Here is a 22,593-nt window from a genome sequence, read left to right as displayed (position 1 = left end):
TTGATTCGTCTTCACCTAATGGTAACACAAAAAAGGAAATCATTGACAGAAACAAACATGATAAATCAAAAAAAGAGTCTTGGACATAACTCTACGAGTTATCTCAGACTCAAAGAATCCGTATAAACGGTGGGAGCAGAAGCAATCACTACGCTTCGCTTCGATCACATCAAATTCTAAGTGCTAAAGCACTAAGATTTGAAGGATTCGGAAATAAGCTGAAATTCACAAAAATTTGAAGAGCAATTTTCGTGAATTCCTTCTTATTTCTCGGGATTAAACACTCCTGTCCCAACCTCTTTACTTTCTTACAAAGCACTTAGACTAAAGCTGTTGAACCAACGGTCGTTTGCTATTTTAATCTACTAAAGATATATTTTTCAATTATCGATAAGTTACTAAATACTTATTCTACAACTGCCGGTGCCCCTTTTTCTTCACGAGCTGTATCGTAAAAACTTGCGATAGCAACGTCATGATAAGGAAACACCCAAAACAAACCGATTCCAAAAACTAAAGCACCGATAATGAACCAGCCGATAAAAGAAATTTGTAAAAGTAAATATTGACCAAAACGGCCTTTCATCAAGAATAATGCGTATTTAAGAGTATCTCCGACAGATAGCTCTGGATCATCCATTTTTACCCAAATAGCAAATTGGAAGACCCCACTAATAAAGACCCCAATTAAAATCATTAAAAATCCAAAACCAATTAGCAGTAAACCCAAAAAGATATCTCCACCCATTTCAGATTGAATGTGATCAACAGAAACGGTGTTAAACATCAAGCCAAAATACAGTGTGCCTCCTGAGAAGATAAGGACTGGTAATAACAAAATTAAATTCATCACTAATTCAACAAGGTATTGGATAAGATTGATCAGCAACATTGGCAGATAAAACTTGCCTTGAAAAATAGTTGTTAACATGCCCGACTGAACTTTTTTACCACGTAATACTTGTAACGCACAATAATAAGTACCATAGGTAATCGCAAAAAAGAGAAAGTTATTTAGCAAAAATGACATAACATTACTTCCAGCACTCTCTTTTGGTAGATTGGCAATACCGCCAACTACTGAACCAATCATAAAACGAATAAAGGCAGCTAAAAAGGTAATCCAGGCCATCGTTCCCCATTGATCTTTTAATGATATTCGAGCTTGCTCTCGATGCATTGCATTTGTAATTTGACTCTTCATGTGAAAATTCTCCTTTTTAGTTTAATAACTGCGAAGCTTATTTACAGTTTCTTTATCTAGTCGTTTCACTACTTCTGTTACTAATTTGACGGTATTTAAATAATCGTCTTCATGGATTATTGATGTGTGAGAATGTAAATAACGAACTGGAACTGTGATTGCTAATGATGGTACGCCATTTTTAGTTAGATGCATTCTACCCGCATCAGTACCACCACCTGTAATGACAGTGTATTGGAACGGAATATTATTTTCTTGTGCCACTTGGATCACAAAATCGCGTAATTTTTTATGTGGAATCATCGACGCATCGAAAATCAAGATTTGTGGGCCTTTTCCTAATTCAGAGTCTGCTTCTTTAGGCGTCATGCCTGGCGTGTCCCCTGCTGTTCCAGTATCAAGTGCAAAGGCAATATCTGGGTCAACTAAATGCGTACTTGTTTGTGCACCGCGTAAACCAACTTCTTCTTGTACATCACTTCCTGCAAATAAGATGTTCGGATGTCCTTGTGCGGCTAGATTTTCCAATACTCTTAGTGATACCGCCGTACCAATACGATTGTCCCATGCTTTGGCTAACCTAAACTTGGTCCCATTCATCCGACGATATTCAATGTAAGGCGTGATCATATCTCCTGGTTTGATGCCCCACTCTGCGACTTGTTTGTCACTAGATGCACCAATATCGATAAACATATCTGCAACATCGTAAGGTTGTTTTCTCGCTTCTGCTGTCAAAACATGTGGTGGTTTGGAGCCGATCACACCATGAAATAAATCTCCTTTGCCTGTTTTGATTTGAACTTGTTGTGCCAGCATTACTTGTCCCCACCAGCCACCCAGTGTTTGGAATTTAATAAACCCTTGTTCTGTGATTTGAGTCACCATAAAACCAACTTCATCTAAATGTCCTGAGAAGAAAATTTTTGGTCCTTCTTTATCACCGACACGTTTTGCAATGATACTGCCTAAACCATCATACATGATTTTATCTGCAAAAGGTTCAGCATATTTTTTAAATAGCTCTCTGACTTCCTCTTCGTTGCCTGGTACTCCTTTAGCAGTGGTCAAGTCTATTAATAAACGTTCTTCTTTTTGATCCAAAATATTCCCTCCTAAATTTAAAAGTTGAACGAGCTCGTTCAGCTTTGGTCCGACTCAATTATCATTAATCGTATTATATCACTTCTTACCATTCTTGAAAAACTAACTGAATAGTGAAAAAAGTGATAGAAACAGCCTCCAACTGAGGAGCTTCTATCACTATTTGGCTTTCACTAAAAAATTATCTTTTCTCTATTTTTTTCCAATTGAAGTTTCAGACGTTCCCTCTGATATTAACGGTTCAACCAGACTGATTACAGGAACCAAACTATTAGTAACCATAAAAAGCATTACCAACACTACTAAAAATTTAATTTAAATAAGACTCAAGGAATCCGTATAAACGGTGGGAGCAGAAGCAATCCCTTCTTATTTCTCGGGATTAAACACTCCTGTCCCAACCTTGCTTTTAATTATTTTATCTTTGAAGGTTCTTTTAGCTGCCATTCTTTTGAATAATATGATGGATCGAGCTGATAACTTGGTTTTTTAGCTGACTCTTTTTCAAGAAAAGGTTGAATTCGTTGATCCGCAGCGAGCCAACCACGCCAACCTAAATGAATCGTATCTGCCATAAAATATTGCGTATCACAATCTTTAGTAAAATCTGCAATATTGGTGAATCCTTGACTAGTCAATTGATATTTGACCTTTTTTGCGAATTCTTGCAACATTTCTTGAGAAAGTCCTGTAAAATCCGACCAATGCTTGTTCACGGGTGGGATAATAAACAATACTTCAGCATTCTCCTGAGCCAACTGGCTTAAAACTAGTTGTAAATCTGAGAACTCAGGCGAGAAACGATAATCATATTTCACCTGTGAATTTTCTAAATGATTTAATTTCTTTTTTAGTCGTTTATTATAAAAGGAATTAGAAATTTCAAAAGAATTATTACTAGTAGCCTTTTGACCAATCTCTGTCGCTAAGTGGTCTAATTCATTAATATTGTATTCATTAGGTAATTTTTGTTCAGCTTTTTCAATCGCTTTATCTTTGCTTACCATACCAATTTTTCCAAATAATTCATCTTCATGGGAAAACATATTGATCATCAAATCAATGTACTGCTTGTCTGATTTACTTGGTAATCGTTCTGAGATAATATCGTTTAAAGAACTATCTAAACGTTTATCTTCTTTTACTTTTGGAAAATCCTTTAAGCGCTTAGCTAGATAAATATCATCTATCGTTATCTTTTTCAAATCACTGACCCACTGATAGGTTTGTAACTCAGAATAATAGGCATTGAAGTAATCATTGGTTACGCCGTCTTTCACAAACCACTGAGGTGAGAGAATAAAAACTACTTTTTTATGCGAAAGGTTCTCCCCCATGGATTGCATCATCAACGCCTGTGTTAAAGATTGTGTACCAGGAGCACCTAATAAAAACGGGCGATAATTCCGATCATATTTTTCTGCTAAAACAGAAGGATGAAACGGACTAATCCGACTCAATTCAGATGAGCCAAAGAATGGAATATAATCCTTTGAACCTATTGCCTTATTTTTAATTGCATTTCCTCTTAATACATTCGTTGCCATAGAAGTGGAAGCATTCGATAAAACACGTTTACTCCCCATATCAATTTTAAACGGTGCAAAGAAAAAAATGACTAACAGAACCGCAGAAATCAAGATTGGCCCAAAGATTCCAAAGATTTTTTTCTTCATGCTCATTATTGTAATGCTTTCACTTGTTCGATAACTTTATTAGGGGTGTTCCACAAATCGCGGTCAAATTCTGAAACTGGTACTTGTACACCTAATTGTCCATCGATTTCAACTAACAGCTGAACTGTTGCCAGCGAATCCATCAACCCTTCTTCAAATAAATCAACCTCTCTATTTTCTTTTACTTCATCTGTTCCCGCAATTTCTTCTAAAATATCTAAAACTGTTTCTTCTATATTCATGTGTTATTCTCCTTCATTGTACAGCTGTTAACTGTAAGTTATTTTGTTTTTATTTAAAGAATAATGTATCTAAAAATCCTGAAAAAATCAAGAAACTAAAGCAAACTGCATTAAACGTTAAGAAAATCGCAAACGCATGGGTGAATTTATTCGAAGGAATCTGTTTCTTATGTTTCTTTTTAAAACGCAGCCACGCATCTGTCAAACAAATCAGTGCGGCATGGTATAATCCGTAAGCCAGATAATACCATGTTAGCCCATGCCAGACACCCATTAACAAGAATAAGGCAAAATAACCAACATTTGAAGCAACGATTCTACTTTTAAAGACTTTTTTCTTGATCAAAGTAAACATTAAGCGCATATACACATAATCGCGGAACCAAAAAGATAAGGTCATATGCCAACGATTCCAAAATTCCTTGATATTCCAACTCAAGAAAGGTTTGTTAAAGTTAATGGGTGTATCGTACCCCATCAAATAACTTGTACCAACTGCAAACAAACTGTAACCAGCAAAATCAAAAAACAAATACATGCTGTAAATATACATATAAGCAACTAATTCCCAAGAGAAACCACCTGTCTTTATAGCCATCTTCGCTACAACTGGCATCAATACTTGGCCAAAATAATAGCCAATAATAAATTTATATAAAAATCCTAGAAAAAAATTATGAATTCCTTTTCCTAGAAAGTCGACATATTTTTCAGGTGTCGGCGGATTTTCCACATCTTTTTCAAAACGTCGGTAGCGATCGATTGGACCCGACGAAATTGTTGGAAAGAATAATAGGAATTCAATATAACGAAAAATATTATATTCTTTGATCGAACCATCACGCATTTCCATAATGATTTGTACCGATTTAAACGTTAGATAAGAAATTCCTAAAAAGCCTAAAAGTGACGCATGACCTGAAACAAAAGGTACAACTTTTACTAAGGTCAGCGGCAAAATGGCTAAAAATACAGCTAAATAAAAAATTAGACTTGCATTTTTCTTTTGACGATAATGAAAGTAAAACCAGACTAGAATCGTCTGCCAAATAACATAAACGATCAACGCTACGCCTTGTTTCCAGTCCTCACCGCCAAAACTCATATATAAAAATAATAACGTGATCAACACTTGATACCATGCCCAGCGTTTTCCTTTGATCAATAAGGTGAGAATCATTGGTGCTAGAGCGATCAGTAAGTAAATAAAATAAATTGGATTCGCATAAGGAATCATATGGGGAAAGTCGATCATGTTGCGTTCACCTCATTTGTCAATCCTTTGCGGTCGATCTTTCCATTAGCTGTCAGTGGCAATTGTTCTACGTAAATAAATTTCTGTGGAATCATGTAATCCATTACAGATAAACTTAATTCTGCTTTGATGGCTTTTGTTAGCTTAAATTCCTTTTCAAACTCATGTGGATGGGCAACTACAAAAGCGACTAGTTGCTGAACTTTATGATTTTGGTATTTTGCCACGACTGCTGCCTGTTTCACATAAGACACACTCGCCAAATGATGATCGATATCTTCAAGTTCGATGCGATAGCCATGTAGTTTCACTTGAAAATCGATCCGTCCATCATAAATCAACATACCTTCTTGTAATTTTCCAGCATCACCCGTACGATACGCTGATTGACCTTGATACTCAAAAAAAGCATCTGCTGTTTTTTCTGGATTATGCAAATACCCTTTAGAAACGCTTGGTCCTGCGATCACGATTTCGCCTACTTCTCCAGCAGAAACTTCCTTTTTCCCATCCATGATATAAACAGTCGTATCCTCTTTTACATGGCCGATTGGTACACGATTATATTCGTTCAAAAGTTCTTGTGTGATCTTTACACTAGAGATAGCAACAGTGGCTTCTGTTGGTCCATACGTATTAAAAATATGTGCTTTAGGGAAACGTTCCAATAATTTCTGAGCCGTTGCTTTAGGCAACTCTTCTCCGCAAAACAGAAATAGCTTCAAACTATCAACATGTCCTCCATCAAATGTCGGTTCCATCAAACAAATATCTACAAACGACGGTGTCGAAACCCAAACTTCGATTTCTAAAGTCGGCAATACAGTAAACAATTGCTTAAAGTCGTTGATAACTTCTTTTCCCATCGGCGTCAACGAACCGCCAGAAGTCAAGGCAGGATATAAATCCATTACAGATAAATCAAATGAGTAAGGTGCCTGTGATAAAAAGCGCATCCCTTCAGTGATGCCAAAATCAGTCAGTTCCCAATTCACAAAACTTAAAAGGTTCATATGGCTAATTTGAACGCCTTTTGGGACACCTGTTGTGCCAGAGGTAAAAATAATATAATAGGTTTCTGTTTCCAGCACTGGTTTTAGAGCTGATTCAAGCGTCCACGTCTTAGCGTAAATAGTGTGAAGTTGTTCTAACGAAATGATTTCAGCATTCGTCTCCACCTTAGGCCATTCTCTAACAGAAAAGATCACTGCAGGATCTGCGACATCCAGTATCATTTCAACTCTTTCCTTTGGTGTATGTGCTTCAATTGGGATATAGGCGTGACCAGCTTTTGACGCCCCTAAAAAACACGCGACCATTTCATATTCTAATTCACCGTAAACGACTACTGGTCGAGATCGTTCTATGTTTTTTTGTAAATATGCAGCAATTGCATCGGAGTCTTCCTTCAATTCTCCGTAAGTATACGTTCGATTGTTTTCAATATAAACGGGGCGGTTTGGCTCCTTCATCCCCCAACGATCGATTGTTTCAATAATATTTAAAATCGTCATGAAGTATTTCCTCCCTAAAACTCATTGTAAATAAATGAGCCACCATCAATATTTTTGTAATGGTATAAATAAATCAACATGAGAAGTATTCCAAAATAGAATACGGTCTTTAAAAAGAACTTCCCCCAGTATTGCACATTAGGTTGCTTAAAAAAATTCTTCATTCTATTTAATGCCTCCAAAATTCCACATATTCATCATTTTTGTACTGCTATTGTAATCAAAACAAGCTCGAAAAGAAACTAAATTCGTAAATAAACCCTAATTTTCTACTAACAGTTTTGTCACCTGTACATAAAATGAGGGCTAGAACAAAAGGAAAAAATTTTGTTCCACCCTCTTTTAAAGAAAAGAAAATACAAAAAAAGATTTTTCTCAAATGATTTTACTCTTCAAACCGCAACCTAATAAGACGCAATAATGGCTGTCTATAAATTTAAAGAGTTCATACACTGATGACCGCAAAATCCAGCTCACTGTTTGTTTACTTTGCAAGCTTTAATTCTTTTTAAGAAAAGTTTAAGCTGTTATCTGTCTTTCCCTTGAATGATACTGGAATAAATCGCTGATGTTAAAAAGTAATACGCCAGATAAATCAAAATCAGTAAGCCACAAGAGAGATAGGCCAGCCAGTATCCAGAACTCGTGATAAATTTACTAAACACATAAATCGCAAAGGCAGCATGTAAGACACCGATAATCATTGGTGGAAAAAAGATGATACTATTTTGTTGATAAACTAACTTAGTGATTTCCTGTTTAGGAACACCCATTTTTTTTAATAGATCATAGCGTTCTTTTTCCCTTTCGGCTTCTGAAAATTGCTGCAGCATCAAGATACTGCCTGTAATGATCAGCGCTAAGACTCCTAAAAACATGGCAACATAAATAAATAATCCCATTTCTCGCCTCTCGTAGCTTAGCTCTGAGAAACGACTGGTATAATTCAACTGCCAATATTCCTGTTCGCTCTCTTCAGAAAACTCTTGATCTTTTTCAGCCTGTTGGCTGGTACTTGACGTGTAACCTTCCAACTGGTTATCACGCCATTGATATTGATAAAAAATAGGAGATATCCATTTGGGTTTTACACTTTCTGATAATTTATTTGCCAATGCTTCTTCATCTTTGGCCGTAATATTGAAAGCCATTAATTTATAACTTATGCCTGAATGGATCTCATCAAATTGCTCATCAGATAAAACGACTGTAGGAAAATTATACCTTAATAACTCTTGTCCTAAATAATCTGGACGAACATCTGAAACATTAAGCTTTATGCCATCTGGTAATAAAAATTCAGAACCATATTGAATAAAGCCACCTAATATATTTTGAATACTGTCTAAAATAACGATATCTTGCTTATTTGTTAAGTCAATCGTTTTCAAATAAGGATTTATTTTTTGAAATTCACGATAATTTGAAAGTGACAATATATTTATTGGACTGACATTATTTTCGTTTACTTCCTGTCCAATTTTAAGATGAAATTGACTACCCGTCAACTTATAATTCAATGTGACTGACGAATTAATTGATGTATCCGGTTCCTTTTCAATGACTTGGGTCACTTTTTTGAAATCCATTTCAGCGACAATAAAATCGGTTGGGGCTGTAATATTCACAGAATTCATCCCAATCGTATAAAGCGATGCTGCACCTCCGATCATTCCTAATGCAATCGCAATAAAAATAGTCACAAATGATAAGGTCGTTCCCACTCTTTTAATATGTACCTTCGTATTGCCCAATGCCAACATATTTAAGTTTCGATAATAATTTGATTTACTTTTCCCCAATAAATAGACAACTAAATACATTGTGTACTTAAAAAATAAATAGGTACCTAACATGCAGATAAACATGATTGCTATTGGTGCAATCAAAAAACCAGCAAAACCAAAAGCTGTCCGCATCAAAAATGTGGCGAAAGGGATCACATTATACGACGAAATATAGCCTATAAGGATCAATACTACGCCCAAAATACCCAAATAAATACTTAGAGTTGACACTTTATCTATCTCAGCTGTCTTTTTCCTTTTTTTGCTAAGTAAATCTGACACTTGATAACGATAAATCAACCAGCTACTTCGCAAAGATACTGCTAATAACATAAAAGCAAACGCAATACTTGTTTGAATCATCGAAGGGATCGAAATATAAAACAGACTTTCCACTTGTAAAAACATCGCCTTCGCTAAGATCATTGAGAATAGCTTTGAAAAAATAATCCCCAAAATAATCCCAGTGATCAAAGAAAGAGCCCCTAAAATCACCGTTTCGATAAAAAATAAAAAGGAAATTTGCTCTTTTCGCATGCCAATCAACTGATATAAACCTATTTCTTTCCCTCGTTTTAATAAGAAGAAATGATTTGCTGCAAACATAAAGCCTAAAATCATAATCACAACTAAAATACCGCCTAAATTCATGGCACCATCAATATGAATCTCTTGTTCTACTCTATTAGTTAAATTCCTGTTATACGTAATCGCACTAAAACAATAATAAACCACGACTGCAAAGGTCATGCTGACAAAATAAACAAGATAATTAAGAAATTGTCCCTTAAAGTTTTTCCAAGACAGATTAAAAATCATTGACCCGACCACCTCCGCCGATCGTCGCTTGCATATCGATTACTCGATTGAAAAATTCTTTCCTAGATCCTTGACGAACCACTTCTGAAAAAATCGCACCATCTTTGATAAACAAAATCCGATTGCAATAACTTGCTGTATACGGATCATGCGTAACCATCATGATCGTCGCATCATCTTGTAGATTCATATTCGTCATATATTGTAGTAACTCAGCGGCTGATTTAGAATCCAACGATCCAGTCGGTTCATCTGCAAAAATAATTGTAGGTTTTGTGATAAGGGCACGTGCTGCCGCCACTCGTTGTTTTTGTCCTACTGAAATGGCATTAGGATAGTCTGTCAATAACTGATCGATTCCTAAAATACTGGTAACGTGCATCAAGCGTTTTTCCATCTCTGCCAGAGGCATCCGGTCTACTGCCAAGGGTAATAAGATATTATCTTTTACATTTAGGGTCTCCATTAAATTGAAGTTTTGGAATATAAAGCCTAATTTTTTTCGGCGAAAATCACTGATTTGATTGCCACGCATTTTCAATATATCTTGTCCATCGATCCTCACAGTTCCAGTCGTTGGTAAAGTAATAGTTGAGATGGCATTCAGTAACGTCGACTTTCCGGCACCGCTTGGACCCATAATGCCGACAAATTCCCCTTGATCAACAGAAAAAGAAATATTATTTAATACTTGTACTTTATTACTTCGGTAACCATATGTTTGACTTAGATGATTTACTTCTAAAATTTTTTTCATACATTTCGCTCCAGTTTTTTCATTGTCCTTATTCTACCAATATTTTGTGTAACTGAACATCGTTTTCCCTTACAATTAAGTAATAATAAAAAAAGATTCATCAATCATTTATTTTTCAAGTCCAAAATGTTGTGACAATTTCCACAAACCTTTTAGGTAGTTGTTTTCATTATTTTTTCATTCCTCATAAACACTATATGTAGTTGTAAAGCAGGAATAAAAATTAAATTTCACACTACATATAGTTGAAAGATTCATTGAATTGATTTATGATAAGGATGGAATAAATCTATGAGGAGATGGGTAGTAATGATGGAAATGAAGTACACAAATAATCAAGAGGGTTCTACTGATTCGACCTTGCACACGATGAAAATAGTGAAAAGAGATGGACGGTTAGTTGATTTTGATGATCAAAAAATCTATGACGCTTTGATCAAAGCTGAACAAAAGATTCATGGTTCTTTAGACCCTCTTGCCCATGAACGTATTCAAGAAATCGTCGAAAGAATCGATCAAGAAATTTCTGACCGTTTCACTGAAGATGTGAAAATCTATGAGATCCAAAATATCGTCGAACATATTTTACTCGCTAGAAACGAATATGAATTGGCAGAAGAATATATCAATTACCGAACTCGTCGTGATTTTGAGCGGAGTAAAGCAACCGATATCAATTTTACCATCAGTAAATTAATCAATAAAGATCAATCTGTCGTCAATGAGAATGCAAACAAAGATAGTGATGTTTTTAATACTCAACGAGATTTGACTGCCGGAATCGTTGGTAAATCAATTGGCCTTAAAATGTTGCCAGCTCATGTTGCAAATGCTCACCAAAAAGGTGACATTCATTATCATGACTTGGATTACCATCCATATACTCCAATGACTAACTGCTGCTTAATTGATTTTAAAGGGATGCTGAATAATGGATTCAAAATCGGTAATGCTGAAGTTGAAGCGCCAAAATCGATCCAAACAGCTACTGCCCAAATTTCTCAAATCATTGCAAATGTTGCTTCAAGTCAATATGGCGGCTGTTCAGCAGACCGTGTAGATGAATTGTTAGCCCCCTTTGCTGAATTAAATTATCAAAAACATTTAGCTGATGCAAAAGAATGGATCGAAGGTTCTGAACGGCAAGAAGCTTATACTAAAAGCAAAACAAAAAAAGATATTTACGATGCCATGCAAAGTTTAGAATATGAAATCAATACATTATTTACCTCAAACGGTCAAACTCCATTTACTTCTTTAGGATTTGGATTAGGCTTGAATTGGTTTGAACGTGAGATTCAACGTGCCATCTTGCAAATTCGGATCAATGGTTTGGGTAGTGAACACCGAACAGCTATCTTCCCTAAATTGATTTTCACCTTGAAACGTGGCGTCAATCTAAATGAAACAGATCCAAATTACGATGTAAAACAACTTGCCTTAGAATGTGCCACAAAACGCATGTACCCTGACGTTTTAAATTACGATCGTTTAGTTGAGCTTACTGGTAGTTTTAAAGTTCCAATGGGTTGCCGCTCTTTTTTACAAGGGTGGAAAGATGAACAGGGTGAAGAAATCAACGTGGGCCGTATGAATTTAGGTGTCGTCACATTGAATTTACCTAGAATCGCTATGGAAGCTCACGGTGATAAGTCAAAATTCTGGACCCTTTTGGCAGAACGTTTAGAAACAATGAAAGATGCTCTGGTTTATCGCGTTGAACGCTGTAAAGAAGCTACGCCAGCTAATGCACCAATTCTGTATATGTATGGTGCTTTTGGAAAACGATTATCGAAAAAAGAATCTGTCAATGAACTCTTCAAAAACAAACGGGCTACTGTTTCACTAGGCTATATCGGGCTATATGAAGTCGCTTCTGCCTTTTATGGTGGTGATTGGGAACAAAATCCTGAAGCAAAAGACTTTACGATTGCGATCTTAAAAGATTTGAAGGCTCATGCAGATGCTTGGGGCAACGATTATGGCTATCATTTTAGTGTTTACTCAACCCCTAGTGAAAGTTTAACTGACCGTTTCTGCCGTTTAGATTCAGAGAAATTTGGGATTGTTGAAAATATTACAGATAAAGAGTATTACACGAATAGTTTTCATTATGATGTTCGTAAAAATCCAACTCCTTTTGAAAAATTAGATTTTGAAAAAGATTATCCACAATATTGCTCAGGCGGTTTCATCCACTATTGCGAATACCCAGTTTTACAACAAAATCCTAAAGCTTTAGAAGCTGTTTGGGATTACGCATATGACCGCGTTGGTTATCTGGGTACTAATACACCAATCGATCATTGCTATGAATGCGGCTTTGAAGGCGACTTTCATCCAACTGAGCGAGGGTTTGAATGTCCCCAATGCGGCAATCATGATCCCAAATCATGCGATGTTGTCAAACGTACCTGCGGCTACCTAGGCAACCCGCAAGCACGCCCTATGGTTCACGGAAGACATAAAGAAATCTCATCAAGAGTAAAACATATGAAATAAAAAGGGGATCAAACCGGTAACTCCGACTGAAAAATAGGATCAATTGATTGTGACGCTTTTTGACACTAGCAATTGTTATCTTTTTTCCGAAGAGTTGGTTTGTGTAGCTAGATTCAATAAAAAGTGGATCAAACCAATCACTTTAATGAAATCCAGAAAAAACGATGCCCCCTGTGGCTCTATACAAGCATCGTTTTTCTTTGAAAGAAGGATTAGAAATGAGAAATCCCAACCCACAGGAATGGTTAGCAACAGAGCTAAGTCAAAATTATATCGCCGATTATAAAGCGTTTAATTTTGTAGATGGTGAAGGTGTGCGAAATAGCTTATATGTCAGCGGCTGTTTATTTGCGTGTGAAGGTTGTTTTAATCAAGCCGTCCAAAACTTCCGCTATGGCAAACCATTTACCAAAAAACTAGAGGAAAAAATTATCGAAGACTTAGCACATGATTACGTGCAAGGGTTGACTTTGCTAGGTGGCGAACCTTTTTTAAATACAGAAGTTTGTTTGACTATAGTTGATCGAGTTCATCAAGAATTTGGACATAAGAAGGACATCTGGTCTTGGTCTGGCTACACCTTTGAGGAGCTGTTAGTAGAATCAGCTGATAAACTTGAGCTACTAAACAAAATTGATATTTTAGTTGATGGCCGCTTTGAATTGTCAAAAAAAAACTTGAATCTACAATTCAGAGGTAGTAGCAATCAACGAATCATTGATGTAAAAAAATCCTTGGCTTGCGGGCAAGCTGTTGTCTGGGAAAAATGTCATGATGCCGAACAATCTTATGAACAAATTGAAAAAGCTAAATTGATTTAAAGACTATCCTTAGGTACTATTATTATCACTTAGTCCATAACTTAACCAATGGGGCCCACAAGATTTCTCTTGTGGCCCCATTGGCTTTAGTTTGTCCTCCTATCAAATCATTCGCTCATCTTCTAAATGTATATTACAATAAAATAAACACTTACTTAATGATTAAAAATCAATTAAAAATTTAGGAGGATAAACTTATTATGATATCAACTCTGTCTAACTCTTCAAAAAAGGCGATCATCACTGGTGCTGCTTCTGGAATTGGGTATGCTACAGCTAAACTATTCATTGAAAAAGGGTTTATTGTTGGCTTGATCGATGCTGATAAAAAGCGCCTAGCATCTATTTCGGAAGAATTTAAACAGGATACCGATGTCTGTTATTACCGTAGCGTTGATGTAACGAATGAAGTTTCTTTAAAAAAAGCGATCGATGAGCTGACCGATAGTTTGGGTGGACTCGATATTTTTTTCAGTAATGCCGGAATCAATGGAACGTGGGCTCCAATTGAAACGCTAAGTATTAGTGAATGGGACCAAACAATAAATACAAATTTACGTAGTACCTTTTTATGTACAAAATTTGCCATTCCACACATGAAGAAAAACGGCGGCTCAATTATTATCACTAGTTCTATCAATGGTACGCGAATTTTTAATAATTTTGGAGCTTCCGCTTACAGTGCATCAAAGGCTGGACAAGTAGCCTTTACAAAGATGGCAGCTTTAGAGCTGGCCCGTTATAACATTCGTGTAAATGCAATTTGTCCTGGAGCAATCGACACTGCGATCAATGAAAAAACAACTTACTCTGATGCCTTAAAAGAAGTTGAAATCAAGGTAGAGTTTCCAGAAGGCGATCGCCCATTAAAAAATGACACTGGAACAAGTGAACAAGTTGCTCAATCTGTTTTGTTTTTAGCAACTGACGCATCCGCAAATATTTCTGGCACAGAGCTTTATGTAGATGGCGCAGAATCTTTACTATAAAATACAATTCGATAAAAAAAGTGGGGAGCTCAACCTAAAAACGGTTTTGTCTCCCCACTTGCTTTTTAAGTAATACTTGCCTTAAAAAAATCAAGAACCTCTGAACGAATTTTGCTGTGCTCTACAATTGGCTCTGGATAATCCTTTCCAATTGAAAGGCCATTTTTTTCTTGAAGAGCTAATGGCATCTTATTTGGTTCATGGATATATTCATTAGGTACATGTTTTAGCTCAGGGATAAACTGACGAATAAAGTCCCCATGATGATCAAATTTTTCACTTTGTCTCGTAGGATTGAAGATTCGAAAATAAGGCACTGCATCTGTACCTGTTGAAGCGGCCCATTGCCAACCACCAATATTACTTGCTGAATCATAATCAATCAACTTTTGTTGAAAATATTTTTCGCCCCAACGCCAATCGATCATTAAATCTTTCGTCAAAAAAGATGCGACGATCATTCGTAAGCGGTTATGCATCCAGCCGGTTTGATTTAGTTGTCTCATTGCTGCATCGACGATTGGAAAACCTGTCTGACCGTTTTTCCATCGTTCAAACAACTCTTGATTATCCTGCCATTTTAGTTGTCGATATTGTTCTTTGATTTCCTGCGTTTTTTGGATCGGATTCTCAAAATAAATCATATTGTAAAAATCACGCCAGCAAAGCTCAGAAATAAAAGTTTGGCGCCCGTCTGATTCTGGTTCAGCATTCAGAGCATGCCAAATTTTGCGAATCGAGATTTCCCCTGTTCTCAAAAATCTTGATAATTTGCTTGTCTGATCTAATGCAGGGTAATCTCTGGCTTTTTGGTAATCCTGTAAATGCTTACTTATAAATTCTTTTAACACATTTTCCGCTACATCCTCTCCGCATTCGTAATCGAATGGTAAAGCTATTTTTTCAACAATTTTTCTAAACTCTTTTTCGCCACGATGAAATAAAGGATGCGTAAGCGTTACAAATGATTGAGAATGCTTAGACATTTTCTCATAAGGACGTTTAGGCATTTGCATCCATTTTTTATAGTAAGGGGTAAATACTTTATAGCTTTCATTTGTTGGCTTTTTGATTTCCTCTACACCATGTAAATGACTATCTTGATACGCATTAACTTGAATAGCCATACTTTCAAAAGAATCAAGCATCTGTTGATCCCGCTCTCTGCCGAAGCCGCGTTCATCTTTATTAAAATAAATTGTACGCCAATCGGGATAAGCCTTTTTAAGTTCTGAAAAGGATTCTGCTACATTTCCATATAAAAAATGAAGGGTGATATGATGTGTTTTAAGATGTTCATAAAAATTACTTAAACTACAGAAAAAAGCCTCTTGATTGTAACTATTTTCTAAAAATTGTAATGGGTTTAATTGAAAAATACAGATAAGTTCCTCGGTCTTTTTGCTCTGTTCAATCATTTTATTAAAAGCTGTATTATCATCTAAACGAAGGTCTTTGCGAAACCACATAATTGTTTTACTCATTGTGTTTTTCCTTTCGTAACAATTAATCTCCTTTAATAGTAGCACAGATTTCACGAGACAACGAATAATCAGGATTAGCGTCTTATATTACCCAAAATCAATCTAGTCTTCACCATTCTCATTTTTTTGTTTTTCCCATAAAGGTAATATCATATTCTCATACGACATGGGATCCAGGTTTGTCAACGTTATTCCTAATAATCGGATTCCTTGTTCAAGTCCTAGAATTTCTTCCCAGATCAAGTTTGCTTGATAGTACAATTCTTCTTTTTTAGAAATATATTCCGGTAGGGTTCGACGCTTTGTCACTGTTTTATAATCCGCATAGCGCACTTTTAAAACAACCGTTTTGCCATGTTTTTGGACTCGTTCTAAAGACTCCTCTACTCGCTGCGCCAATTGTCTTAGTTGAGCTGTCACTTGCGCCTCTGTAGTTAGTGGAGTTCCATATGTATGTTCTTTGCCTACTGATTTACGATCTCTTGTGATACTTACAGGTGAGTCATGAATTCCTCGAACTTTTCGGTAGAGAGAATACCCCATTTTACCAAAATGACGGATTAGTTCCATTTCATCTTGTTTATACAAATCCTCACCAGTATAAATACCTAAATCATGCATTTTAGGAACCGTTTTTTTCCCAACACCATGAAAAGCCTCGATCGGTAAAGCTTTCAAAAAAGTTTCGGCGTCTTCTGGCTTCACAACCGTTAGGCCTTTAGGTTTTTGAAAATCAGAAGCTAATTTAGCTAAAAATTTATTATAACTAACACCTGCTGAACAGGTTAAATGCAACTCATTCCAGATATCATACTGAATCAATTTAGCAACTTTAATCGCTGATTTGCTATTTATTTTATTAGCAGTTACATCTAAATAGGCCTCGTCGATTGAAACTGGCTCGATAATATCTGTGTAGCGTCGAAAAATTTCTCTAATTTGCTGAGAAATCTCAGAATATTTCTCGTAATTTCCTGGTTTAAAGATAGCTTCCGGACATAATTCATAGGCTTTTTGGGCACTCATTGCAGAATGAATCCCGAATTTCCGAGCTTCATAATTGGCTGTCGTTACCACACCCTTTCCACCTGTATCACTTGGGTGCCTTGCAATCACTAAGGGGTGACCGACGAGTTCAGGATGGTCTCGTTCTTCCACAGAAGCAAAAAAGGCATCCATGTCGATATGGATAATTTTGCGAGAAATGTCCTTTTTCAACGGAAAACGCAGTTCACCGATCATTTTGCCAGCCTCCTTCAAAACTTGATGTGATGATCTCTCACTCTTAATGAAATTTAAGAAAAATTCCTGTTTTACTATCATTGAGCAGGTTTTCAATCTTAGTTTGTGCAATTGTGGAAAGTGTAGAAACTGGAACTGTTCTATCGATTGTTTGAACAAGTGGATCGACAAATCTTATTTTCTTTTTTTGCCAGATATCATAATTGTCTTCACTTGAACAAATGCTATATTTTAGTGGCTGGCTCATGTTAGTCAACAGTTGAAGAATTTCAATCGAATTACTTGCTTGTAATCTCATCAAAAATGCTGAATCTGTCAACAATAAATCCTGAGGGGTAATATCCTGACTTTCTAACCCAAGCTGGATTGCCTTGGCCATCCATTCATAACTACATATATTTCGAGGATCATAAAAAAAGTCGATCACTATTTTTTTATATTGATCCATAAACCAAATAGCCCATTCCGATGACTCTAAAACAATTTTTTCATCGACAATGTTGATTGCAGTCAGAAATTGTTGAATTTCCTGTAATGGAACTGAAAAATAGCGATGAATTTCCCTCAATGTATAATCGATCCTGTCGCAACATAACAATGGTGCTTCTTGTTCCAATAATTGCCATTGGGCATCATTAAATAAAATCTGCTGATAATCAAAACCAAATTGCTTCAAAATTGCTGGAATCGCAGATTCTTCGATCATTTGTTCTTTGATTTGCTCGTGATAATCATCTTGTTTATTGGCTAAAGCCAAATCAATGACATGAGAGAATGCTGTATGTGATACATCATGCAGTAATCCTGCAACTTGCTCTTCCAAGGAACCACCAAGCTTTCTGATCAACAACATAACGCCAACAGAATGTTCATATCTAGTTTCATTCCAAAAGGGATTGATCAGAAATGCTGGCCCCGCCATATGAACATCCTTTAATCGTTCCATCTCTTTCGATAAGAGTAAGGCTTTTAGGACCTCTTCTACTTCAAACGAACCATATAAGGGATCTTCAACAATCATTGCTTTCACTCCTAAATCGTTTACTCGCTTTTACACATATTATATACGAACGTTTGTTCATTTACAACTGATTATGGCTAAAATAAAAGAAGCAGTACTTTTTCAGTACTACTCCGCCTATGAGACTATCTTATCGCAGCTGATCCCCGTTCACCGGTTCTGATACGAATCGCCTCTTCTACATTGTACACAAATATTTTGCCATCCCCTACTTTTCCAGTCTGACAAATCGTTAAAATCAAGGCAATCACAGCTTCTACATCGTTATCCAAAACAATCATACTAATTTTGACTTTAGGAAGTAATGTGGTGATAATTTCTTGACCACGTATGTATTCCTTTAACCCCTTTTGATTTCCAAAGCCTAACACTTGGCTCACGGTCAGTCCAATCGTTTCAAAATTGTCAGTCATTGTTGTTTTCAGCTCTTCTAATTTTTCTTGTTGAATGATTGCTTCTATTTTTTTCATCCATTTTCCTCCTAAGAATCTAGTCCCATAAATGTTGGATAAGCAGTTTCATCATGCTCGATTCTATCTAATCCCAAAGCTTCTTCTTTGGCGGATACCCTGATCGGTATAAACAATTGAATCCCTTTGATGATTATAAAACTAGCAACACCAGCAAAAAGAATCGTAAACACGATGCTAGCAACTTGAGCGATGAACAGCTCTGTTCCACCATATAATAGCCCAACTTTTCCACCTACAGCTGGATCTGCAAAAACACCTGTCATGATTCCGCCAAAAATTCCGCCTACACCATGACAACCAAAAGCATCTAATGCATCATCATAACCAATTTTATGTTTAACAAATGAAATAAAATAGTAACAAAACGGACTTACTAAAGCACCTAGTACAAAAGAACTCCAAAGAGAAACAAATCCTGCACCTGGCGTAATCGCTACTAAACCTACAACAGCACCAGTACAAGCACCCACAACAGTTGGTTTACCAAGCGCTAACTTTTCGATCAACATCCACGAAAGCATGCCACTAGCCGCTGCTGTATTGGTTGTCAACATAGCATGAATTGCTAGACCATCTGCCGCTAGTGCGGAGCCTGAGTTAAAACCAAACCAGCCAAACCAAAGTAAGCCAGCACCTAACACTACAAATGGAATGTTGTGGGGACGGTATTCTGTTTGTCGATATTCACGACGCTGTCCTAAAACAATCGCCAATACAAGACCTGAAATTCCTGAACTAATATGGACTACATTGCCACCAGCAAAATCGATCGATCCTATTTTATCTAAAAATCCACTGCCCCAAACCATGTGAGCCATCGGATAATAAACCACGATCGACCAAATAGCGATAAACAAAAAGATGGCGGAAAACCGCATACGACCAACTACAGCACCTGTGATGATAGCAGTGGTAATTAAGGCAAACATCATTTGAAACCCTGCAAACAAGCCTTCAGGTATCGTATCTCCTTTGGTCATTGATACATGCTCAAAAAATAATTTATCTAGGTTACCGACGAATAGATTATCTCCACTAAAAGACATCGAATAGCCTAATATAATCCAAAGAACTGAAGCCAATCCCATTACACAGATCACCATCATCATTGTATTGAGAATATTTTTCCTTCGTTCTAACCCACCGTAAAAAAAGGCTAAAGCTGGTGTCATCAAAAAAACCATTGCAGAACAAATCAAAATAAATGCACTATTTCCTGTTTCCATAAAACCCCTCCAATTTCCAAATTAAGCCAACCTTCATTTTAGCTTTGTCGGTTATTTTAGCATCGTTTATTAATTTATCCTAGCAAAAATCACTTAATCAACTAAAATAATTTCATTTTTCTGACAATTTACGTTATAAAAAATAACATCTATACCAATGTAGCGTTTCCAATTAAAAATAAGGAATACTTTAGTGAACCAATAAAAAACGCGAGACAAAAACTAAAGGTCAGTTTTGTTTCGCGCTCTAAATCTCAGAAAATGGCAAGGCAAAAGCAACTCCTTTTTATTTCTCTGAGCTAAACGCTTTTCTCTCATCCTTTTTCACTATTCAATTCATTCGACATGAAATTCTTTATACACCTCTTGCTTTTTCAAGCCCCGCAACTTCGCTACTTCTTTAATTGCTTCTTTAGACGTACTACCTGTATTCATCAAAACGTCAATATGCTCCTTGATAGAGAGTTCCAGATCCTCATTTTCGATTGGTTCTAGTTCACTAGCTCCTTCAACTAAAAGACAGCATTCCCCTTTTAACGTATGTTCAGCCAAATAATCCCTCAATTCAGCCAATGTTCCGCGAAGATATTCTTCATGGATCTTCGTCAACTCACGACAAATCACGGCTTTACGTTCTTCACCAAAAACATCAGAGAAATGCTTTATCGTTGTCCCGATTCGATGGGGAGACTCATAAAATATTTGTGTTGGAATAGCCGTTTTCAACTGTTCCAAAATCTCAACTTGTTCTTTTTTCTTGCGCGGCAAAAAACCATAAAATGTAAAGGGTTGAGGCGACAAACCAGAAGCAATCAAGGCTGTGATTCCAGCAGTCGGTCCAGGCAAGGCAATTACTTTGATGCCTGATTCAATACACGCTTCTACCAATTCATGACCTGGATCACTAATTGACGGCATCCCTGCATCACTTACTTGTGCAATCGTTTCGCCTGCCTCTAAACGAGCTATAAATTGTGGAATTCGTTCTTTGTAATTATGCTCATGAAAACTAATTTGAGGCGTTGCTATTTCAAAATGATTGAGTAATTTTTGAGTATTTCGAGTATCCTCACTCGCAATAATCGTTGCTTCCTTTAAACTATTAACACAGCGAAAGCTCATATCTTCTAAGTTTCCGATTGGTGTCGGCACCAAATATAGTTGTCCAATGCTGGATGAATCGAAACTTTTTTGTTTTTGCATAACTGCTCCTTTTCAACATCTAAATGTAAAAGGGCTGAGACAAATATTGTCACAGCCTCTAAATTTGAATTGATTACTATTTATTTGTATCTTTCACCATAAATGACATCCAAACAAAACGCACATTCTTCATCATTTTCACGACGTGAGCCATATAAAATATTACAAACATGAAAGCCTTCTTCATAAAGCTTTTCCAAATTCATACGAGATTTAGATAGCTCTTGTTTTGCTGGATCATTCGGATCACTGGCTAGTTTTGTCAGCTCCTGCAAATGTTCTCGTAAGCGTTGGTTTTCAATTTCAAGCGTTGTATTCTTCTCTACTAACTCATGAAGTGCTTCTTTAATCTCTGATAATTGTCCTAAAGTTCCTTGTAAATCTGTCTCTAAAGAACTCAGTCCGTCGTATAAAGAACGTTTATCCATTATGATCACCTTTTTCGGCTTGAGCTTTTTGCGTTGCTTCTTTAATTTCGTCATATTCATATTCTACAGCGATTTCACGACCTACTAAACGAACCTTGATGATTCGACTCAATAAGTTTAAGCCAACTACGCGACCTTTTCCATCTGGTGTGATCACATCTTTACCATAATCTGGTAATTCCTTTTTCGCTGCTTCGTATTCATCATTTTCATATTTTAAACAACACATCAAGCGCCCGCATAAGCCAGAAATTTTCACCGGATTTAACGATAATCCTTGATCTTTTGCCATTTTGATCGACACTGGCATAAAATCACCTAAGAAGGTTGAGCAGCATAATTGTCTGCCGCAAGGACCAATACCACCTAAAATCTTCGCTTCATCTCTGACACCGATTTGACGTAATTCGATTCTCGTACGGAAAATTGCTGCTAAATCTTTGACGAGTTCTCGAAAATCGATTCGTCCGTCTGCGGTGAAATAAAAAACCATTTTGCTGCGATCAAATGTATATTCAACACGAATCAATTTCATCTCTAACTCGTGCGCACGAATTTTCTCTTTGGCCACACTTAATGCCGCTTTGGCATCGTCTACGTTTTTTTGTTCCTTTTCTAAATCAGTTTCTGATGCTTTATTTAAAATGGGTTTTAGATCCTCAGGTAAATCTTCTGGATCGATCGTTTTTTTCGGTATGGCAACTGTGGCCAGCTGTTTAGATTGCTGTGACTCCACAAGCACTTTATCATTGTAAAAATACTCTGATTTTCCAGGAGCAAAATAATAGATATGACCTGCTTCGCGGAAGCGAACTCCTACTACTTCTACCATTTTCATCCTCCTAT

At 36.5% G+C, this 22,593-nt stretch carries 20 protein-coding genes; 3 read left to right on the top strand and 17 right to left on the bottom strand.

The genetic code is table 11. The features are described from left to right. Positions 1 to 406: 406 nt before the first annotated feature. The 9 genes from BCR24_RS13085 to BCR24_RS13045 all read right to left on the bottom strand — a co-directional run bounded on the left by BCR24_RS13085 (position 407) and on the right by BCR24_RS13045 (position 10,358). Entirely contained in the window at positions 407 to 1,204 is a 798-nt protein-coding gene (locus BCR24_RS13085) for a DUF975 family protein (RefSeq protein ID WP_069640967.1), read from the bottom strand. Between the two features lie 21 nt (positions 1,205 to 1,225). Then, positions 1,226 to 2,308, bottom strand: a complete 1,083-nt coding sequence (locus tag BCR24_RS13080; protein WP_069640966.1) for a M42 family metallopeptidase — start codon at positions 2,306 to 2,308, stop codon at positions 1,226 to 1,228. A 413-nt stretch (positions 2,309 to 2,721) separates the two neighbouring features. Further along, entirely contained in the window at positions 2,722 to 3,990 is a 1,269-nt protein-coding gene (gene dltD, locus BCR24_RS13075; RefSeq protein ID WP_100630427.1) for a D-alanyl-lipoteichoic acid biosynthesis protein DltD, read from the bottom strand. Then, the gene (gene dltC, locus BCR24_RS13070) at positions 3,990 to 4,226 is read right to left on the bottom strand and encodes a D-alanine--poly(phosphoribitol) ligase subunit DltC (RefSeq protein ID WP_069640965.1); all 237 of its coding nucleotides are present in this window, start codon (positions 4,224 to 4,226) and stop codon (positions 3,990 to 3,992) included. Before dltC ends, dltD begins: the two co-directional genes overlap by 1 nt. Positions 4,227 to 4,275: 49 nt before the next feature. Beyond that, the gene (gene dltB / locus BCR24_RS13065) at positions 4,276 to 5,481 is read right to left on the bottom strand and encodes a D-alanyl-lipoteichoic acid biosynthesis protein DltB (protein ID WP_069640964.1); all 1,206 of its coding nucleotides are present in this window, start codon (positions 5,479 to 5,481) and stop codon (positions 4,276 to 4,278) included. Then, entirely contained in the window at positions 5,478 to 6,995 is a 1,518-nt protein-coding gene (gene dltA, locus BCR24_RS13060; protein ID WP_069640963.1) for a D-alanine--poly(phosphoribitol) ligase subunit DltA, read from the bottom strand. The genes dltB and dltA overlap by 4 nt, the downstream gene beginning before the upstream one ends. A gap of 14 nt (positions 6,996 to 7,009) precedes the next feature. After that, on the bottom strand, positions 7,010 to 7,159 hold the full coding sequence (locus BCR24_RS13055; protein WP_069640962.1) for a teichoic acid D-Ala incorporation-associated protein DltX: 150 nt from the start codon (positions 7,157 to 7,159) through the stop codon (positions 7,010 to 7,012). A gap of 363 nt (positions 7,160 to 7,522) precedes the next feature. Further along, positions 7,523 to 9,601 carry an ABC transporter permease gene (locus BCR24_RS13050; RefSeq protein ID WP_069640961.1) on the bottom strand — a complete coding sequence of 693 codons (2,079 nt, stop codon included), beginning with the start codon at positions 9,599 to 9,601 and terminating at the stop codon, positions 7,523 to 7,525. Next, positions 9,591 to 10,358 carry an ABC transporter ATP-binding protein gene (locus BCR24_RS13045; RefSeq protein WP_069640960.1) on the bottom strand — a complete coding sequence of 256 codons (768 nt, stop codon included), beginning with the start codon at positions 10,356 to 10,358 and terminating at the stop codon, positions 9,591 to 9,593. The genes BCR24_RS13050 and BCR24_RS13045 overlap by 11 nt, the downstream gene beginning before the upstream one ends. 309 nt (positions 10,359 to 10,667) lie before the next feature. Between BCR24_RS13045 and nrdD the strand changes: the two genes are divergently transcribed. The 3 genes from nrdD to BCR24_RS13030 all read left to right on the top strand — a co-directional run bounded on the left by nrdD (position 10,668) and on the right by BCR24_RS13030 (position 14,670). Then, positions 10,668 to 12,860: an anaerobic ribonucleoside-triphosphate reductase gene (gene nrdD, locus BCR24_RS13040; RefSeq protein WP_069640959.1), complete on the top strand. Its 2,193-nt coding sequence runs from the start codon at positions 10,668 to 10,670 to the stop codon at positions 12,858 to 12,860. Positions 12,861 to 13,078: 218 nt separating this feature from the next. Then, positions 13,079 to 13,681 (top strand): anaerobic ribonucleoside-triphosphate reductase activating protein, encoded by a 603-nt coding sequence (gene nrdG, locus BCR24_RS13035; RefSeq protein WP_069640958.1) that lies wholly within the window; start codon positions 13,079 to 13,081, stop codon positions 13,679 to 13,681. A gap of 200 nt (positions 13,682 to 13,881) precedes the next feature. After that, entirely contained in the window at positions 13,882 to 14,670 is a 789-nt protein-coding gene (locus BCR24_RS13030; RefSeq protein WP_069640957.1) for an SDR family oxidoreductase, read from the top strand. Between the two features lie 65 nt (positions 14,671 to 14,735). Here the strand turns inward: BCR24_RS13030 and BCR24_RS13025 are convergent, their stop codons facing one another. The 8 genes from BCR24_RS13025 to BCR24_RS12990 all read right to left on the bottom strand — a co-directional run bounded on the left by BCR24_RS13025 (position 14,736) and on the right by BCR24_RS12990 (position 22,579). Next, entirely contained in the window at positions 14,736 to 16,154 is a 1,419-nt protein-coding gene (locus tag BCR24_RS13025; protein ID WP_069640956.1) for a cryptochrome/photolyase family protein, read from the bottom strand. Between the two features lie 102 nt (positions 16,155 to 16,256). After that, positions 16,257 to 17,396 carry a DNA polymerase IV gene (dinB, locus tag BCR24_RS13020; RefSeq protein WP_069640955.1) on the bottom strand — a complete coding sequence of 380 codons (1,140 nt, stop codon included), beginning with the start codon at positions 17,394 to 17,396 and terminating at the stop codon, positions 16,257 to 16,259. A 43-nt stretch (positions 17,397 to 17,439) separates the two neighbouring features. Further along, positions 17,440 to 18,417, bottom strand: a complete 978-nt coding sequence (locus BCR24_RS13015; RefSeq protein ID WP_069640954.1) for an HD domain-containing protein — start codon at positions 18,415 to 18,417, stop codon at positions 17,440 to 17,442. 125 nt (positions 18,418 to 18,542) lie between these two features. Then, on the bottom strand, positions 18,543 to 18,887 hold the full coding sequence (locus BCR24_RS13010) for a P-II family nitrogen regulator (protein WP_069640953.1): 345 nt from the start codon (positions 18,885 to 18,887) through the stop codon (positions 18,543 to 18,545). Positions 18,888 to 18,898: 11 nt separating this feature from the next. Then, positions 18,899 to 20,116 carry an ammonium transporter gene (locus tag BCR24_RS13005; protein WP_069640952.1) on the bottom strand — a complete coding sequence of 406 codons (1,218 nt, stop codon included), beginning with the start codon at positions 20,114 to 20,116 and terminating at the stop codon, positions 18,899 to 18,901. A 336-nt stretch (positions 20,117 to 20,452) separates the two neighbouring features. After that, complete coding sequence (rsmI, locus tag BCR24_RS13000; RefSeq protein WP_069640951.1) at positions 20,453 to 21,319, bottom strand: 16S rRNA (cytidine(1402)-2'-O)-methyltransferase; 867 nt, start codon at positions 21,317 to 21,319, stop codon at positions 20,453 to 20,455. Between the two features lie 80 nt (positions 21,320 to 21,399). Continuing rightward, positions 21,400 to 21,747: a DNA replication initiation control protein YabA gene (locus BCR24_RS12995; protein WP_010773302.1), complete on the bottom strand. Its 348-nt coding sequence runs from the start codon at positions 21,745 to 21,747 to the stop codon at positions 21,400 to 21,402. Next, entirely contained in the window at positions 21,740 to 22,579 is an 840-nt protein-coding gene (locus tag BCR24_RS12990) for a PSP1 domain-containing protein (RefSeq protein ID WP_069640950.1), read from the bottom strand. The genes BCR24_RS12995 and BCR24_RS12990 overlap by 8 nt, the downstream gene beginning before the upstream one ends. Between the last annotated feature and the right edge of the window lie 14 nt (positions 22,580 to 22,593).

It is taken from the genome of Enterococcus ureilyticus, assembly GCF_001730315.1.
Lineage (GTDB): Bacteria > Bacillota > Bacilli > Lactobacillales > Enterococcaceae > Enterococcus_L > Enterococcus_L ureilyticus.
This window is presented reverse-complemented; position numbering and strand designations above follow the sequence as displayed.